This window comes from Demequina sp. (assembly GCF_047975725.1).
Lineage (GTDB): Bacteria > Actinomycetota > Actinomycetes > Actinomycetales > Demequinaceae > Demequina.
Map to the genome: position 1 here is coordinate 166,562 of NZ_JBKEED010000010.1, position 16,734 is coordinate 183,295.

The 16,734-nt window shown below is 65.2% G+C and carries 16 protein-coding genes; 8 read left to right on the forward strand and 8 right to left on the reverse strand.

Going from position 1 to position 16,734, the window contains the following annotated elements:
• Positions 1-192: 192 nt before the first annotated feature.
• Positions 193-1,602 (reverse strand): chromosomal replication initiator protein DnaA, encoded by a 1,410-nt coding sequence (gene dnaA / locus ACK5NO_RS02855; RefSeq protein ID WP_416811155.1) that lies wholly within the window; start codon positions 1,600-1,602, stop codon positions 193-195.
• Between the two features lie 239 nt (positions 1,603-1,841).
• Here dnaA and rpmH point away from each other — a divergent pair, with 239 nt between their 5' ends.
• The 8 genes from rpmH (at position 1,842) to ACK5NO_RS02895 (ending at position 7,103) form a co-directional block, all read left to right on the forward strand.
• On the forward strand, positions 1,842-1,979 hold the full coding sequence (rpmH, locus tag ACK5NO_RS02860; protein ID WP_084039018.1) for a 50S ribosomal protein L34: 138 nt from the start codon (positions 1,842-1,844) through the stop codon (positions 1,977-1,979).
• A 1-nt stretch (position 1,980) separates the two neighbouring features.
• Complete coding sequence (gene rnpA, locus ACK5NO_RS02865; RefSeq protein WP_416811156.1) at positions 1,981-2,328, forward strand: ribonuclease P protein component; 348 nt, start codon at positions 1,981-1,983, stop codon at positions 2,326-2,328.
• 5 nt (positions 2,329-2,333) lie between these two features.
• Positions 2,334-2,648, forward strand: coding sequence for a membrane protein insertion efficiency factor YidD (yidD, locus tag ACK5NO_RS02870; RefSeq protein ID WP_416811214.1), 315 nt, complete (start codon positions 2,334-2,336; stop codon positions 2,646-2,648).
• A gap of 11 nt (positions 2,649-2,659) precedes the next feature.
• Positions 2,660-3,721, forward strand: a complete 1,062-nt coding sequence (gene yidC / locus ACK5NO_RS02875) for a membrane protein insertase YidC (RefSeq protein WP_416811157.1) — start codon at positions 2,660-2,662, stop codon at positions 3,719-3,721.
• Positions 3,714-4,199 (forward strand): protein jag, encoded by a 486-nt coding sequence (locus tag ACK5NO_RS02880; RefSeq protein WP_416811158.1) that lies wholly within the window; start codon positions 3,714-3,716, stop codon positions 4,197-4,199. The genes yidC and ACK5NO_RS02880 overlap by 8 nt, the downstream gene beginning before the upstream one ends.
• Positions 4,200-4,230: 31 nt before the next feature.
• Complete coding sequence (rsmG, locus tag ACK5NO_RS02885; protein ID WP_416811159.1) at positions 4,231-4,875, forward strand: 16S rRNA (guanine(527)-N(7))-methyltransferase RsmG; 645 nt, start codon at positions 4,231-4,233, stop codon at positions 4,873-4,875.
• A gap of 189 nt (positions 4,876-5,064) precedes the next feature.
• Positions 5,065-6,105: an AAA family ATPase gene (locus ACK5NO_RS02890; RefSeq protein WP_416811160.1), complete on the forward strand. Its 1,041-nt coding sequence runs from the start codon at positions 5,065-5,067 to the stop codon at positions 6,103-6,105.
• Positions 6,102-7,103 carry a ParB/RepB/Spo0J family partition protein gene (locus ACK5NO_RS02895; protein WP_416811161.1) on the forward strand — a complete coding sequence of 334 codons (1,002 nt, stop codon included), beginning with the start codon at positions 6,102-6,104 and terminating at the stop codon, positions 7,101-7,103. The genes ACK5NO_RS02890 and ACK5NO_RS02895 overlap by 4 nt, the downstream gene beginning before the upstream one ends.
• Before the next feature lie 69 nt (positions 7,104-7,172).
• On the opposite strand, the gene ACK5NO_RS02900 is transcribed toward ACK5NO_RS02895, so the two are convergent.
• The 7 genes from ACK5NO_RS02900 to ACK5NO_RS02930 all read right to left on the reverse strand — a co-directional run bounded on the left by ACK5NO_RS02900 (position 7,173) and on the right by ACK5NO_RS02930 (position 16,725).
• Positions 7,173-8,105, reverse strand: coding sequence for a D-alanine--D-alanine ligase family protein (locus tag ACK5NO_RS02900; protein ID WP_416811162.1), 933 nt, complete (start codon positions 8,103-8,105; stop codon positions 7,173-7,175).
• 26 nt (positions 8,106-8,131) lie between these two features.
• Positions 8,132-9,433 (reverse strand): PLP-dependent aminotransferase family protein, encoded by a 1,302-nt coding sequence (locus tag ACK5NO_RS02905; RefSeq protein WP_416811163.1) that lies wholly within the window; start codon positions 9,431-9,433, stop codon positions 8,132-8,134.
• 90 nt (positions 9,434-9,523) lie between these two features.
• Complete coding sequence (trxB, locus tag ACK5NO_RS02910) at positions 9,524-10,867, reverse strand: thioredoxin-disulfide reductase (RefSeq protein WP_416811215.1); 1,344 nt, start codon at positions 10,865-10,867, stop codon at positions 9,524-9,526.
• Positions 10,868-10,945: 78 nt separating this feature from the next.
• On the reverse strand, positions 10,946-12,361 hold the full coding sequence (locus ACK5NO_RS02915; RefSeq protein WP_416811164.1) for a hypothetical protein: 1,416 nt from the start codon (positions 12,359-12,361) through the stop codon (positions 10,946-10,948).
• A gap of 38 nt (positions 12,362-12,399) precedes the next feature.
• Positions 12,400-14,118 carry a murein biosynthesis integral membrane protein MurJ gene (murJ, locus tag ACK5NO_RS02920; RefSeq protein WP_416811165.1) on the reverse strand — a complete coding sequence of 573 codons (1,719 nt, stop codon included), beginning with the start codon at positions 14,116-14,118 and terminating at the stop codon, positions 12,400-12,402.
• The gene (locus ACK5NO_RS02925; protein WP_416811166.1) at positions 14,111-16,183 is read right to left on the reverse strand and encodes a DUF6049 family protein; all 2,073 of its coding nucleotides are present in this window, start codon (positions 16,181-16,183) and stop codon (positions 14,111-14,113) included. Before ACK5NO_RS02925 ends, murJ begins: the two co-directional genes overlap by 8 nt.
• Positions 16,180-16,725, reverse strand: coding sequence for an NUDIX hydrolase (locus ACK5NO_RS02930; protein ID WP_416811167.1), 546 nt, complete (start codon positions 16,723-16,725; stop codon positions 16,180-16,182). Before ACK5NO_RS02930 ends, ACK5NO_RS02925 begins: the two co-directional genes overlap by 4 nt.
• Between the last annotated feature and the right edge of the window lie 9 nt (positions 16,726-16,734).

Below are 16,734 nucleotides of genomic sequence, written 5' to 3' on the forward strand. Positions count from 1 at the left end.
CGTGGATGACAAGTTGTCATTCACAGTCAGCTCACGGTTGCTCACAGATTCGTCCCAGTGCTCCCACACAGGCTATCCACGGACACTCACAGGTTTTTCCACAGGTGTGAAATCTGAGATTCGTGTCCCCCGGGGCAAGAAAAACGCTCCTGACGGCCTCTCGAGGGCCGTCAGGAGCGTTGTCAGAGGTCTCTAGCCGCGCGCTTGCTGCTTGATCCGGGCGTGGATCTCGTTGACCTGGTTGTACATCTGACGACGCTGCGCGATCTGGTCCTCGACCTTCTTGACCGCGTACATCACCGTCGTGTGGTCCTTGCCGCCAAAGTGCTCGCCGATCTTGGGCAAGGACAGATCCGTGAGCTGGCGGCACAGATACATGGCGATCTGACGCGCCGTGACGTACACGCGGCTGCGGCTCGTCCCGGTGAGTTCCTCCATCGAGATGCCGAAGTAGTCCGCGGTGGTGCCGATGATGGCGGAGGCGGTGATCTCGGAATCATCATCAGAGATGAGGTCCTTGAGGACCACCTGCGCGAGACTCAGATCCACGGGCTGCTTGTTCAGCGCTGCGAATGCCGTGACACGGATGAGCGCACCCTCGAGCTCACGAATATTGCTCGTGATGTTCGAGGCGATGTACTCGAGCACATCCGACGGCGCCTGAACGTCGTCCGCCGCGGCCTTCTTCCTCAGAATCGCGATACGTGTCTCGAGGTCAGGCGGCTGCACATCCGTCATGAGGCCCCACTCGAAGCGGGTACGCATGCGTTCTTCGATCCCGTCGAGGTTGCGAGGACTGACATCCGAGGTGATCACCACGTGCTTGCCTGCGTTGTGCAAGGCGTTGAACGTGTGGAAGAACTCCTCGAGCGTCTGCTCCTTACCCTGAAGGAACTGGATGTCGTCGATCAGTAGCACGTCCACTTCGCGGTAGGTGCGCTTGAAACTCAGCGACTGATCGTCGCGAATCGAGTTGATGAAGTCGTTGGTGAACTCCTCGGAGTTCACATACCGCACCCGCGTCTGCGGCTTCAGATGACGGGTGTAGTGCCCGATCGCGTGCAGGAGGTGCGTCTTGCCGAGCCCAGAGTCGCCGTAGATGAACAGTGGGTTGTAGGTCTTACCAGGCGATTCGGCGACGGCGAGCGCTGCGGCGTGGGCAAAACGGTTCGAGGAGCCAATGACGAAGGTGTCGAACGTGTACCGCGGGTTCAGGTGAGGATCCTCGACGGCCGCCGGCGCGGGGGCAGACTCGCGGCGCTGGATGGCGGCGGCCGGCCTTTCAGGTTCCACGTCCTCGTCGGGTGCGCTACTGAGTTCCGGCGGAGTCACCGAGGCGTCGACGGTGACCGCGATACGCACCTGGCGTCCCAGGACATCGCTCAGCGCAAACGTGATGAGATCGCGGATCGTGTTCTCGACGTAGGTCTTGGTGAAGTCCTCCCGCACGGCGAGGAAGACGTTGTCCTCGACGATGGCGAGAGGCTTGATGAGTCTGATGAAACTGCGGTGCTGCGCGGTGACCGCGGAGTTCTCCCTGAGGACGGTGAGCGTGCGGCTCCACACGTCGTCCATTGACTCGCTGCCGGACTGACCAGCCATCGACGCTCCTTCTGTCCGGCGTTCTCCACATGATTGTGCACAGGCGGTTGAGACAGTGTCACCTGTTCGTTACCGCGACCTCGGCGTGTCGCTCACAGGTATGCGGATCGTGTTGGTGGAGCCTATCCTGTTCGGAGCGGCCGTCCAATGTAGGCGGCGCGATTTGACCATGGACCGGCGCGCGCGTAACGTTAGTGCGCTGTTCTGACCGTACCCTGAAGACTTTTATGGAGTGACCCGTGAGCAAGCGGACTTTCCAGCCGAACAACCGTAAGCGCGCTAAGACGCACGGCTTCCGTCTGCGCATGCGCACGCGTGCCGGGCGCTCGATCCTGGCGTCGCGTCGCCGCAAGGGCCGCGACAAGCTGTCGGCTTAAGGTGCTACCTGCCCGTTCCCGGATGACGAGCGCTACGGACTTCGCGTCCACGATGCGTCAGGGATCCAGGAGCGGCAGGTCCACCGTCGTCGTGTATCTGAAGCAGACCGGCCACGCTGACAGCCTGGCCGGTTTCGCTGTATCCAAGGCCGTGGGAGGTGCAGTGGTTCGTAACCGCGTCAAGCGCCGACTGCGCGCCATCCTCGCTGAGCTGCTTCCCACGCTTCCCCCGAACTCTTCGGTGGTGGTGCGGGCGTTGCCGCGTTCCGCGCAGGTCGATTTTGCGACCCTCCGGAGCGACGTGACGGACGCCACGCGCACGGCGCTGCGCAAGGCGGCACTGTCGTGAACGCGATCGAGCGGGCCCTTCGCGGCGCTCTCGCCGTTCTGCGGCTGATACTGATCGGCCTCATTCGGCTGTACCAACTGGTGATCTCTCCCCTGTTGGGACCGCGCTGCAAGTACTACCCGTCGTGCTCGTCCTATGGACTCGAAGCGGTGCGGGTACACGGTGCAGCGAAGGGCACCATTCTTGCCGCGTGGCGGGTGCTGCGCTGCAACCCCTGGAGCAACGGGGGCGTTGACGATGTGCCGGCGGCGGGCACCCCGCTGTTCAGGCACACCCACCACTCTTCCCCTGACGCGCATGCGTCTGTCACCACGAACTAAGGACCGCTGCGTTGGAAACGATCCTCTATCCACTCGAATGGGTGGTCGCGAACATCATGGTGCTGTGGCACTGGCTGTTCACGGCTCTGGGCCTCGACTCTGCGTCGGGATGGACCTGGTCCATGTCGATCGTGGGCCTCGTGATCACTATCCGAGTGCTGCTGATTCCGCTGTTCGTCAAGCAGATCAACGCCTCGCGCGCCATGCAGGTGATTGCACCTGAACTGAGAGCGATTCAGGCCAAGTACAAGAACAAGAAGGACCAGGCCTCTCGTGACGCCATGAGTCGCGAGACCATGGCGCTGTACTCCAAGCACAAGACCAATCCCTTCGCGTCGTGCCTGCCCATCCTGATCCAGGCGCCCATCTTCTTCGCGCTGTTCCGGGTGCTCAACTATCAGATGCGACCCGATGCCAACGGTGAGTACGCCAGCATTGGCATGCTGACTCCGGAGCTTGCTCAGCAGGGCCACGACGCGTCGGTCTTTGGTGCGCAGTTGTCGGAGACCTTCCTTACCTCGGAGGGGTCTGCAGCAAAAATCGTCTCGGCCGTGCTCATCGTGGCGATGGTGGCCACGACCTTCCTCACGCAGCGTCAGCTCACGCGCAAGAACATGCCGGCTGCCGCGCTCGAGGGCCCGATGGCTCAGCAGCAGAAGATCCTTATGTACGCGCTGCCATTCATCTTTGTGCTGACCGGCCCCAACTTCCCCGTGGGTGTGCTGATCTACTGGACCACCACCAACCTGTGGACCATGGGCCAGCAGTTCTACGTGATCCGGCGCAACCCCACCCCCGGGTCCGAGGCGGAGAAGCAGCTCAAGGCACGCCAGGCCGAGAAGGCCCGACGCAAGGGCATTGTCATCGAGGGCACCGGCGTGGACACGACGGTGATCGAGGCCCCCAAGGCGGGCCAGCGCCAGCAGCCCAAGAAGGGCGGCTCGCGCGCCAAGCGCAAGAAGGGCGGCTCGGGCACCCCGCTATCTCAGGGAACGGGGCACGACGACATCCCCGATTCCACCATTGATCCCACCGACGAGGGTGGAGACAAGAAGAAGGACGGCAATGACTGACCGGGACAACGCGGCGCTTGAGGCTGAGGGCGACGCCGCTGCTGATTTCCTCGAGGAGCTGCTGGACATCCTCGATATGGATGGTGACATCGATATCTCTGTTGAGGCAGGCCGTGCCAAGGTGGCGATCATCGCCGATGGCCCCAGCCAAGACCTCAAGCGCCTCGTCGGCCCCGACGGCGAGGTGCTCGATGCGCTCCAGGACCTCGCCCGCCTCGCGGTGCAGTCCGAGACTGGTGAACTGAGTCGCTTGATGCTCGACATCGCGGACTTCCGTGCGGGCCGCCGAGAGCGACTCGCGGAGCAGGCACGCGAGACCATCGCTCAGGTCAACGAGTCCGGCGACGCTGTCGCGATGCCCCCGATGAACGCCTTCGAGCGTAAGGTCGTTCACGATGTTGTCCTGGAGGCCGGACTGGTGTCCGAGTCCGAAGGTGACGACCCGCACCGCCACGTGGTGGTGCGTCCCGCGTCGTGATGACTGTTTCACGTGAAACAGTGAGGTGCTGATGACTGACGTTGACCTGACTGCGGATCCACTCCACGACTCCCCCGCCCTGCGCGAGTTCTTCGGTGACTCCTACGACCGCGTTGCGCGGTTTGCGGTGATGCTTGCTGACCAGGGAGTACTGCGCGGATTGATCGGTCCCCGTGAGGTCCCGCGTCTGTGGGAGCGCCACATCCTGAACTCGGCGGCAGTCGTGCCGTTCCTTGGTGAAGGCACGATCGTCGACATCGGCTCGGGTGCGGGATTGCCTGGCATGGTGGTGGCGGCCATGCTGCCCGAGCGCTCTGTGGTGCTGGTCGAACCCATGGAGCGGCGCACCCAGTGGCTCTTCGAGTCCGCGAAGGAATGCGGCATCGACAACGTCACCGTCGTCCGAGGCCGTGCCGAAGAGGTTGACGAGGTCGTGGAAGCCGATGTCATCACCGCCCGTGCCGTGGCTTCTATCGACAAGCTCGTCAAGTGGAGCGCTCCCCTCCTCAGTCCGAGCGGCGAGATGGTGTTACTCAAAGGACGTTCCGCTGGGGATGAGCTCGAGCGAGGCAAGTACGTCTTGCGCAAGCATGGCCTGGTGGGATCCGTGCATGAGGCCCCCACTCTCGAAGGACTCGAGGCGACTACCGTCGTGCGCCTGCAACGGCAGGGCTGAGTCAATGCCGCCAACGTGGGCGGGGGTGTCGCATTTGTCCCCAGCCTTATCCACAGCCGATTTGTACGGGAAATGGACGGTCATCCCCCGATTTGTCCACAGGGTCCACCCTCAGTGTTGAGGCGGTAGAGTCGTGCGGAGCGCGGTTCCGCCAGGGACTGTTTCACGTGAAACATGAAAGGAATGTGCGTGAGCGAAAGCACGGACAGCGTCCAGACGACGTCCGCGATCTCCGCTTCTCGGGGCGGAGCCCAGCGGGCCGGCGTCCCCTCGATGGAGGCAGTGTCGGCCTCTGTTTCACGTGAAACACTGGACGCGTTCTCGTCACTGAGCGCCGACGGCGGGAGTCCCCTCGCGAACGAGATGATCGCGACCGAACGTTTGCGTCGTGAACTCGAGCAGTCGGACTTCCCTCGCCCACCCCGCACCCGGATCTTTGCCGTCTCGAACCAGAAGGGTGGCGTGGGTAAGACCACCACGACGGTCAACGTCGCGGCAGCACTTGCCAAGCGGGGCGCCAATGTTCTGGTCATCGACGCTGACCCGCAAGGAAACGCCTCAACCGCTCTGGGTGTCGAACACCGCTCCGGAACGCCTTCGATCTATGACGTCCTGCTCGATGACGTCCCCATGCACAAGGTTGCGCAACGCTGCCCGGATGTGCCGACCCTGTGGTGTGTGCCCGCAACGATCGATCTCGCTGGCGCGGATATTGAGTTGGTCTCCGTCGTGAGACGTGAGTTCCGCCTCCACGACGCGCTCATCGACCTCCTTGACGGTCACGGCAAGCGGCTGGACTACGTGTTCATCGACTGCCCTCCGAGTTTGGGGCTGCTGACGCTCAACGCGATGGTGGTCGCGCAGGAAATCCTGATTCCCATCCAGTGCGAGTACTACGCACTCGAAGGCTTGACCCAGCTCATTCGCACCGTTGACATGGTTCGCAAGCACCTCAACAAGACGCTTGAGGTCTCTACGATCGTGCTCACGATGTTCGACGGCCGTACGAATTTGGCCCGCGAGGTGGCCCACGAAGTGCGCAACCACTTCCCTGCGCAGACCCTCGAGCAGACCATTCCCCGCTCTGTGCGAGTGTCCGAGGCGCCGTCTCACGGCCAGACGGTGATCACGCACGATCCGCACTCCAGCGGTGCCGTCGCCTATACGGCAGTAGCACGCGAAATCGCTAAGCGTGGCGCGGCAGCATTCAACGAAGGAGAACTCCAGTGAGCAAGCCCAAGCGTGGACTCGGACGAGGACTCGGTGCGCTGATCCCGAGCGAGCCGGATGTGGCTGCGGACAACGGTGCAGCCGCGGTCGGCACCGCCGTGGCGGACCGTCCCCGTCCCCGCGACGTCTTCTTCGAAGGCTCGGAGCCCTCGGCGGACGTGGAACTCCTGCCTGTACCGGGGGCGCGGTTCGCCACGATCGACCCCCAGAGCGTGGTCCCCAACCCCCGTCAGCCTCGCGCAGTCTTTGATCCCGAGGCACTGAGTGAGCTCGTGGGCTCCATCAAGGAGATTGGTGTCCTTCAGCCCATTGTGGTGCGCACCAATCCCCACGGCGAGGGCTACGAGCTCATCATGGGAGAGCGTCGCCTGCGCGCCTCGAAGGAAGCTGGCCTCGAGGTCATCCCCGCGATCATTCGCGAGACCGACGACACGGACATGCTGCGCGACGCGCTGGTGGAGAACCTGCACCGCAGTCAGCTGAACCCTCTCGAAGAAGCGGCTGCCTACCAGCAGCTTCTCGAGGACTTTGGTATTACGCATGAGCAGTTGGCCGAGCGTATTAGCCGTTCACGCCCGCAGATCTCGAACACGCTGCGCCTACTGAGGTTGCCTGCCCCTGTGCAGAAGAGGGTGGCTGCAGGCGTCCTGAGTGCCGGCCACGCGCGCGCACTGCTGGGGCTCGCCGACCCCGCTGCTATGGAGGTGCTCGCTCAGCGCATTGTCGCGGAGGGATTGTCGGTGCGTGCCACGGAAGAGGCCGTGACGCTCGGCGTCGACGGGCCGAAGGCCGCACGCAAGGGCAGCGTGAGGGCCGGTGGTCGTACGGAGGCCCTGGACGACCTCGGTTCGCGCCTGGGAGACCGGTTCGACACCCGCGTGAAGGTGCAACTGGGCAAGGCCAGGGGAAAAATCACCATCGACTTTGCGTCGGTGGAAGACCTCAACCGCATCCTGTCACTCATCGATCCCGAAGAGCCGGGCCTGCTTCAGTCCTAACACACGGCCGCGTCCAATATGTGGACGATTTATCCCCTGGTGTGGAGATACCTGGGGATATAAGTGACGCTACGCCCCTGCGGCGGCACTGACGATGCTCTCGTACAGTGCCCCAAGGTCCTCTCCGCCGGCCACGGCGGCCTGGGGAAGCAGTGACGTCTCGGTCAGTCCAGGGGCGATGTTGACATCGAGCACCTGCGCCACGCCATCGGAGTCCACGATGATGTCGGTGCGGGACAGGTCGCGAAGGCCCATGCGGCGGTGCACCGCAAGCGCGGCCTCCGTGACGGCCTCCGTGTGCTGAGGGCTCAGACGGGCTGGCGTGAAGTACTCCACGCGGCCAGGATTGTACCGGGCGTCGTAGTCGTAGGGTCCGTCGCACACGATCTCGACGGGGGCCAGTGCGCGCGCGTCGTCTCCTGTGCCAATCACGGAGACGGCGACCTCGACGCCGTTGACCGCCCGTTCGACCATGGCGTTGTCCCCGTAGGCAAAGCAGTGCACCATCGCACGGGCGAGCTGCTCACGCTCGTGTACGAGGGATACGCCCAACGCTGAGCCGCCCCGCGCGGGCTTGACCACCAGAGGGAGCCCAAAACGCGACTCCATGACGTCGAGCACCTGCTCGGCCCCCACCTCACGGAACAGCGACTGCGGGAGAGTCACATAGTCAGGGGTGGCGATGCCGTCACGCGCGTAGACCGCTTTGGCGACCGGCTTGACCCAGGCGACGCGCGCTTCCTTCGAGCGAGTACCCACGTACTTCACGTTGGCGAGCTCCAGGAGCGCCTGGAGGGAGCCGTCCTCCCCCGTGGCGCCGTGCAAGAGCGGCCAGACCACCGCATCGGGGTGCTGGCGCAAAGTGGGGATCAAGCTGGTGTCAACGTCTTGGACAAGAACCTTCAAGCCGCGGTCACGGAGTTCCTCGGCTACTCGCCGTCCTGAACGCACGGAGACGTCACGCTCGTGCGACAGCCCACCGGCAAGGATGATCACGTCCATGAAAGTCCTCCGTTAACAGCGATGATTCAGGCGAGGTCCGGCGAGGGGAAGTCGACGGTGCCGCCACCGGGACGGTACTCGTCGCCAAAGATCCGCACCGTCTCGAGTTCGGCATCCACGACCCCAGCCAGGCGGCGCACACCTTCGCGAATGCGCTCAGGAGTGGGATAGCAGTACGACAGACGCATGTAGTTGGACCCCGAGCCGTCCATGTAGAAGGCCGTGCCGGACACGTACGCGACACGCGCAGTGATGGCGCGGGGCAGCATCGACGAGGCATCGAGGCCCTCGGGGAGCTTGACCCACACGTAGAAGCCGCCGTTGGGGACATTCCACGAGGCCTCGGGGATGTGCTCTTCCAGCGCGCCAATCATGGCGTCGCGACGCTCGCGGTACTGCTCGCGGAACTTCTTGATTTGCCCCTGCCAGTCGGCGTGGTCCAGATAGGTCCGGATAGCCAACTGCGACGCGTTCGACGGGCACAAGATGGCTGCCTCGGACGCCAGCACCAACTTTTCGCGCACCGCGTGGGGGGCAACAGCCCAGCCGATGCGGTAGCCGGGGGCGAAGGTCTTAGAGAAAGACCCCAGGTAGACTACCCCTTCTTCAGACATTGACCGCATGGCAGGCAACGGCTCCGAGTCGAATCCGAGCAACCCGTAGGGATTGTCCTCGAGCACCAGGACCCCGTACCTGCGGCAGATCTCCAGCACCTGGGGGCGGCGCTCGAGGGAGAGGGTCACTCCCCCGGGGTTGTGGAAGTTCGGCACGGTGTACAGGAACTTCACGCGCCGGCCCTCGGACGCCAGTCGCGCGAGCGTGCTCTCGAGTGCCGCAGGGACGAGGCCATCCTCGTCCATCGGCACGTGCACCACGTCGGCCTCGTGCGCACGGAAGACCCCCAAGGCACCCACATACGACGGCGCCTCAGCAACGATCACGTCGCCGGGATCGATGAAGATCTTGGTGACCAGGTCGAGAGCCTGCTGGGAGCCGGTGGTGACCACCACATCGTCCGGATGGGCATTGATGCCCTCGAGAGCCATGACCTGGGTGATGTGCTCACGCAGGCCCTCGTCGCCCTGACCCGAGCCGTACTGCAGGGCGACCTCGCCCTGCTCGAGCACCAGCCGCTTGGCCATCTCCGCGATTTCCTCCAGCGGGAGACCGCCGATGTACGGCATGCCACCGGCTAGCGAGACCACCTCAGGACGGTTGGCCACGGAGAACAGTGCTCTGATCTCCGAGGCTCGCATGGCGTGAGCTCGTGCGGCGTACGAATCGAACCAGGGGTCCAGTCGTGTGCCGGGGCGCTCATCGGTGCTCATGCGGGAAAGTCTCCCATGCTCGGAGGGGTGTGAAGGCGAAAAGGCCGGGGCCACTGGTGTGGTCCCCGGCCCCTTCTTGAGTGTGAAGGTCTAGCCGATGACCTCGTCGAATAGTGCTGCGAGTGCGGGCTTGGGGCGTGCGCCCACGACCGACTTGACCAGTTCACCGCCCTTGAAGAAGTTCATGGTCGGGATGGAGGTCACGCCATACGCTGCTGCGAGCGAGGGATTCGCGTCGGTGTCGACCTTGACGACCTTGATCTTGCCCGCGTATTCCTCCGCGAGCTCGTCGAACAGAGGCGCCACGGCGCGGCACGGGCCGCACCAGGTGGCCCAGAAATCCACGACCACAGGGATGTCCGACTTGATGACCTCGTCCTGGAAGGACTCCTCGGTCGCCGCGATCGGTACCGAAGGCGCCGCGGCTGCGGGAGCCTCGGCGGCGACAACCTCTGCGGCGACGCTGTCAGCGGCCTCGATGTCGGCCAGGCCATCCAGGTGGTGCTGGGCGTCCAGGGCGGCCGCGCAACCTGAGCCGGCGGCGGTGATCGCCTGACGGTAGCGGTTGTCCACCAGGTCTCCACACGCGAACACACCCGCGACGTTGGTGGCCGTCGTGCGGCCCTGCACCTGAACGTAGCCCTCGGCGTCGGTGTCGATGACGCCGGTCAGCAGTTCGGAGCGCGGCACGTGGCCAATCGCCACGAACAGTCCCGTCGCGGGGACGGTGCGCTCCTCGCCCGTCGTGACATCGCGCAGGCGCACTCCCTCGAGCTTGACGTCGCCATCAAGGCCCGCCACCTCGCTGTTCCACGCGAACTCGATCTTGGGGTCGTTCATGGCGCGGTCGGCCATGATCTTCGACGCGCGCAGCTCGTCGCGGCGGTGCACGACAGTGACCTTCGAGGCAAAGCGCGTCAGGAACGTCGCCTCTTCCATCGCGGAGTCGCCGCCGCCGACGACCACGACCTCTTGGTCGCGGAAGAAGAAGCCGTCGCATGTGGCACACCAGGACACACCCTTGCCGGACAGACGCTTCTCGTCCTCGAGGCCCAGCTCGCGGTACGCAGATCCGGTCGCGAGGATGATGGCCTTGGCCTGGTATTCCTTGCCCATGCCGGTACGGACCGACTTGATGTCACCCTCGAGCGAGAGTTCCGTGACGTCGTCAAAGAGCACCTCGGCGCCAAAGCGCTCAGCCTGAGCCTGGAGGGTCTCCATCAGCTCGGGGCCCTGGATGCCCTCGACAAAGCCGGGGAAGTTCTCTACCTCGGTGGTGTTCATCAGAGCGCCGCCTGCGGTGATGGCGCCAGCCACGACCAAGGGCTCAAGCCCGGCGCGTGCGGCGTAGATCGCGGCGGTGTAGCCGGCGGGGCCAGAGCCCACGATGATGACGTTGCGGGTGTCGCTCACGGGTGTTCCTTCATTGCAGATGATGCGGGCGTCCGGGGCCCGCCGTGGTAACAGATGGTAGGGCTTGCTTCTTCCCCGCTCCAAGCCTGGTCGGGCGGGCTAGCCGCCGTCACCCTCGGGGCTCGGTGCGGGCGACGGGCTCAACGTGAACTCCGGATAGCCAGGTGCGCGGTCAGGAGCGATTCCGTCCTCGGGCACATACGGTGCCGTGAGCGAACTGAAAGCCATGGCTCCGAGGATGACGAGACCCGTCAGCACGAGCGCCACGATCAACGGTCCCGAGTTGAGGGGACCCGACTTCGCTGCGCGCTTGCGGGCGTGATCGACTGCGGCATCGAGAGGCTCGTTCTGGGGCACATGGCGCTGGACGAACTCCAAGAACGCTTGCCATAGCGATCTGTCGGGACCGGAATTTTGACGCTCGTTGAAGGTCTCGAAGGTGTCCAGCGCGAGAGGCTGGTGCTGGGACTTGACGACCGCGCGCCGGGTGCGCGCAGAAAATCGAGCGGCTTCTTCGGGGGTCGCGTACTGAGCCAGCGGATCGCGAGGCGTACGGACCTCGCCGGTCTCGGGCGCATCGGCCGTCGCATTGGGAGGTGGTGACGGAGTGAGCGCAGCGGTGAGGTGTGCCTGGGTCTGTTCGGGAGTCAGGTGAGCCACGCCGATGCCCGCCGCGACACTTGCGGCAGCCTCACGTTCGGCCGCGGCGAGCGTCTGCGCCTCCAGATTGACGGGCACCACGGCGTGTCGCTCGGGGTGTGCCCGGCGAACGCTGGGCCACCCCGCCGCACTGTCACGCACGCTCCTGAGCAGGTCCATGTCCGCGGGACCGAGCGCATCGGCCACCTGAGCCAAGGTCGTGGGGCCCGTCCCCGCAACGACGATGCGCGCCAGATTGGCGGCGGCGGGGGTCAACGACACCGGGACGTCCGCGACGGTCACATCCGAGGCCTCTTTGCCCGTCAGCAGGGTCAAGAACAGCTCGCCCAGCGCCGCTGCGTCGGTGTTCTCCGCGCGTCCGTCACCAAGGTCGGCTTGCTCAGCGAGTTCACCGTCGGCGTTCACGCCTGAGACCACCACACGTCCCGCGGGGGTCACGGTGAGGCACGAGGCTCGCAGATAGCCGTGATGTACACCCTGCGTCGACGCCACCATGAGCGCTCGCGCCGCTTCGCCGATCAGTGAGGCAGCCTCGTGGAAAGGGACGATGCGCTGGCCAGCGAGCGCCGACAGCGGCATCCCCTGCGGCAGCTCGGTGACGATGTAGGTGACGCGCTCGCCCGCGATGGTCTCCCGACCGGAGGCAAGAACCCGGGCGAACCGCGCATCGCGCACCTGCGCCGCCCTGACGGCCGCCTGGCGGACGGCGTTGGGAGTGGCAGCCACGACCACGTCGACGTAGACCTCGACGGCACGGCGTTCATCGTGGGCGATCCAACGCTCGACGCCGGGCAGGTCGTGTTCGACGGTGCTCGACACGGTGAAGCGGCGGCCAAGCGTCGCACCTGCCTGCACGTGTACCCCCCTGGGTCTCTTAACGTCGAACGTCCATCCTAACTGCGACGCAGACGCCTCAGGAGGGGTTGCGCGAGACTCTTCGCCTCGTCGAGGCGCAACAGCCACACGCCAACGGCGTAGACGGCGCACATCACGAGCCCGACGCCGACGACGATCCCGCCTGCCGCGAACAGACCACCCCACCCGCGCAGCTCGTGAGCCTCGGGGACGGCGAGCAGTACCAACCAGCCGACGCCAGCGGCCACGAGAGAAGCGAGCAGAGCCTTCGCATGCACCACGAGTACATTGCGCCCGTCGATCCCGCCTAGCTTCTTGCGAAGCCCGCCAGCGCGCAGCAGGAGCCCCACCCAGTTGGACACCGCGAGTCCCAGGCCCACACCGACGGTCCACCACTTGTTGTCGAAGGTGGCCTGCACACCCCAAGCGACGCCCATCCAGGCCAGCGCCATCGGAATGTGCATGAAGAAGATGGCCCGAGCATTCTCAAGCACGAAGTACAGCTGTTTGAACAACACGGTGGCGCCCAGTGGCACGAGACCGAGCAACATCGCAGTCATCACCTGGCTAATCGCAGTGACCTCGCTCGCACTCACCGACGGGACTGCGATCCGGACCAAGTACGGTGCGAGCACGATCATGGCGAACGTCGCAAAGACAGTGAAGACGCCCGTGTTGCGCATGCCACGAGAGAGGTCCATGCGCAGGCTCGCCATGTCGTCGTGAGTCGCATGCTTGGCCATCGAGGTAAACAGTGCCGTGGCGATCGACACCGTCACGAGGGAGTGCGGCACCAGGTACAGGGACATCGCGTAGAAGTACGCGGCGTTGCCGGGGATGACCTGCGAGGTGCCCGTCGGGTCTGCGGCAGATGCCACCTGCGTCGCGACGAGCACGGCCACCTGCTCGACGAGCACGGCGGCCAACCCCCAGCCGGCGATCCTGCCGATGGTGGTGAGTTCTCCCTTGGGCCCGCGCAAGCGCCAACGCCAGTGATAGCCGCCGCGCACCAGCGGAATGATGAGGATCAGTGCCTGGCTTGCAATGCCCAGGGTGGCGACACCGCCAATGAGCGCGATAGCGCCCGGTGTCCACTGCTCCGGCGCGAGCACGTTGGTCTCGTCGAACGGTCCGAACGTCAGCAGGTAGGCGAGCAGCCCGATGATGGCGACCACGTTGTTGAGCACCGGCGCCCACATGAAGGGGCCAAACTGCTCACGGGCGTTGAGGACCTGTCCCAGCAGTGTGTACAGGCCGTAGAAGAACAACTGAGGGATACACCAGTAGGCGAACGCCGTCGCCAGGGCGAGCATCTCCGGCGACCAGCCGTCGGTATAGAGCGCTACCCAGACCGGGGCGGTGAGCGTCAAGACGGCCGAAGCGGCGAGGGAGATCACGCCGCCGATGGTGACGATGCGGTCAACAACCTTCTTGCCGCCTGCACCATGGAAGGCCTTGACGATCTGGGGCACGAGCGCGGCGTTGAGCACGCCAGCGGCCAGGATCGCGAACATCGCGTTGGGTAGCTTGTTGGCGATGTCATAGGCGTTGGCCGCAGGCGCGTTCACCCCGATAGCGAGGGCGAGCAGGGCGCCCCTGGCAAAACCCAATGCCCGGGAGGTCGCCGTCCCCGCAGCCATGATCGCCGTCGAGCGCCCCAGAGAGGCGCGCTTGCGCGGGGTGGCTCCGTCCCGTGCCTGCGCGAGTTCCTCGCCGGTGGAGGCGGCGGCCTGCTCGGGAATGTCGGACTCAGTCATCGCGGCCGTCGCTCGTGGTGTCCTTCTCAGCGCTCTCGCCCGCACCCAGTTCGTGAATGGTCGGCGCGGTCGCGGGCGCAGGCGATGGCTCGTCGCGAGTGTCCTTGCGCCCGCGACGGATGGTGCGGACCAGGCCCGCGACCATCAACATCACAAGCAAGACGGAGAACACCGCCGTGGCGGCCGTGCCCCAGTCCGCGCGCACTCGGACGTCGAAGGTACGCACCTCAGAGATCATCGCTCCCGTGGGCGTGCGCAGGGTGGCCGTGACCGTGACATTGGCCGACGACACGGCATCCACCGTGACGGGCGCGACCGCCTCTTGTCCCGCCGGCACCGTGATGAGGGGGTTCTCCCGTACCCGCAGGCTCGGCGAACTGCTGGACAAGATCACCCTGACCGTCATGTCTTTGTCCGTCGTGTTCACCACGGTCACCGGGATATCGCCAGAATCAGCGAGCAAATTCAGGTCCGAGCTGGCAGCGATGCGTACGCCGCCAAGGACGTCGTCGGCGGCAAGCACGGCCTCGGACACCGCGACGTCCCGTGCGGGCGAGTCTCCCCTGAGTGTCACAGGGACCGCCTTGACGATCGGAGCGTTCCATTCGGTGGCGGTCGTGTCGGGCCGATCCGTCGCGGTCGCCAAGGTTGCGAGCAAGCCGATGCGTTCGCTCAGTGCCTCGATATGCGACGCGGGCAGATCGTTGTCCGTGTCGAGCGTCTGCTCCACGGACACCGCGGTGGCGTCCCGGTCAAGCAGTTCGGTCACGGGGATCACCGACACCCACGGCGCGGCAACGAGTGCCTCCAAGGCCGCGCTGGTTCCCGTCCCGCCGATCTGCCACGACGGTCCCGCGACCACCAGCGTGGGTTCGCCCGCCTGGTCCTCAGCGACGAGCGCGGACTTGGCCACGAGCACCGCGCTTGCCGCGACGGTCCCGGGCCGGTAGCTCTCGAGCGACGTGCTGAGGATGTCGTTGGCGACGAGCACGGGCGCTTGGCTCTTGCCTGCGGCAAGAACAGTCGAGTCGGCCTCAAGCAACGCCTCGTAGCCCGGCACGCCCGCGATGGCCACGGTCGCCACGGCGCCATTGCTGTGTGCCAACGCGACGGTCTCGCCGTCCACCACCGCCGGCACCGAGATCCAGTCAGCGGACCCGAAACTGCCAAGCACCGTCGAGGAAGGCTGACTGAGTGCGGCAGGAAGCAGCACGTCATCATCGGCGTGCGCGAGAGACGTGAGGTCCGGCGAACCCGCCGGCACCCGCAGCACGTCTCGCTGCGTGAGGTCGTGCTCAAACACCAAGGCGTTGGACACCATCGTGGGGTCAACAGCGACCGTGACCCCCTCAACGTTCGACGCGGTGAGCACCGTATCCACGCGGGAATCAGCGCCAGTCGTACTCGCCAGAACTGAGGTGGTCAGTTCGGGGACATCCGCGGCCGCCCACGTGATCGGCAGGGCATCGACCACCGCCGATGTGTCGCCGGCCACGAGCTCAATCACCGCGCCGTACACACCCCAGGAGTCCTCAGGGAGACCCAAGTCGGTTGCGTTGACCGACATTCCGATGCTCGTGGTCGAACGTGGGCCGATCGAAATGCCGACCTCGGCCTCACCGTCCTGTTCACCGTCTGCGCTGTCCGCACCGTCGCCATCGGACCCCGCGTCCGAGCCCTCGTCGGCCGCATCAGACTCTTCCGTGGGCTGGGGTTCCTGAGCGACAAACCGAAGTGCGTGCGAGGTGGGATTGTCGAGAAACTCCTCGAGCGCATCGTCCGTACTCAATGGTGCCCTCGTGAGCGAGACTCGCATCACGACGTTCTCGACGAGCAACATCGACCCATTGGTGACGGTCACCGAGGCATCGAGCGAGTCGCCTTTCTCGATCGCCGCCGTCGTGAAGTCGCTCAGGCTTGCGGTGACCAACTCGCCCACGTCCACCGGGACCACGTCGGAGGGCAACGACTCCGGGGAGAGCGTCGGCATCCACGCTGCCACGGCGGCGGGAGCGACAAGGGTCATCACGACCGCGGCGCCCGCGGCTGCTGCTATTCGCCTCACGGTGCGATCGCGAGCAACTCGGCCGCGATGTGGGCCATCTTGCGCTCGTTGGGGAAGGCCAGGCGCGTGCCGAGGTCGCTCACGGGAATCCACTCCGCCACCTCCGCTTCCATGTCTGGATCGTTCTCGGTGGTGATGATCCCTCCGCGGGCCTCCATGAGAAAGTGATGCACCACCTTGTGAACACGCCGGTCGTCGCCGGTGAACCAATAGTCAATGACGCCGATAGGACGAATGATGTCCGCGTCGATGCCTGTTTCCTCCGCGACCTCGCGGATAGCCGCCTCTTCGGGCGTCTCGCCTGCCTCGATGTGACCCTTGGGCAGGCACCACTCGAGCCGGCCCGCCCTGTTACGTCGGCCAATGCATGCGGCGTAGGCGACACCGTCTTCTACCCGCACGGCGATGCCTCCAGCGGAGGTCTCGTTCGACACTGGTAACTGCGCAGCGCGACGGGCCGCCGCTTCCCGGCGCATCCTCAAGGCGTGACCCGCGGGCGGCCGGGGCGTGGCCGAAGGGCGCGGATCGGACGGACGAGGCATGGCCTCACT

Bases quoted from the DNA above. Each gene is read 5' to 3' on its own strand.
- dnaA (WP_416811155.1), bottom strand. From the start codon at position 1,602: ATGGCTGGTCAGTCCGGCAGCGAGTCAATGGACGACGTGTGGAGCCGC.
- ACK5NO_RS02880 (WP_416811158.1), top strand. From the start codon at position 3,714: ATGACTGACCGGGACAACGCGGCGCTTGAGGCTGAGGGCGACGCCGCT.
- rsmG (WP_416811159.1), top strand. From the start codon at position 4,231: ATGACTGACGTTGACCTGACTGCGGATCCACTCCACGACTCCCCCGCC.
- ACK5NO_RS02900 (WP_416811162.1), bottom strand. From the start codon at position 8,105: ATGGACGTGATCATCCTTGCCGGTGGGCTGTCGCACGAGCGTGACGTC.
- ACK5NO_RS02905 (WP_416811163.1), bottom strand. From the start codon at position 9,433: ATGAGCACCGATGAGCGCCCCGGCACACGACTGGACCCCTGGTTCGAT.
- murJ (WP_416811165.1), bottom strand. From the start codon at position 14,118: ATGACTGAGTCCGACATTCCCGAGCAGGCCGCCGCCTCCACCGGCGAG.
- ACK5NO_RS02930 (WP_416811167.1), bottom strand. From the start codon at position 16,725: ATGCCTCGTCCGTCCGATCCGCGCCCTTCGGCCACGCCCCGGCCGCCC.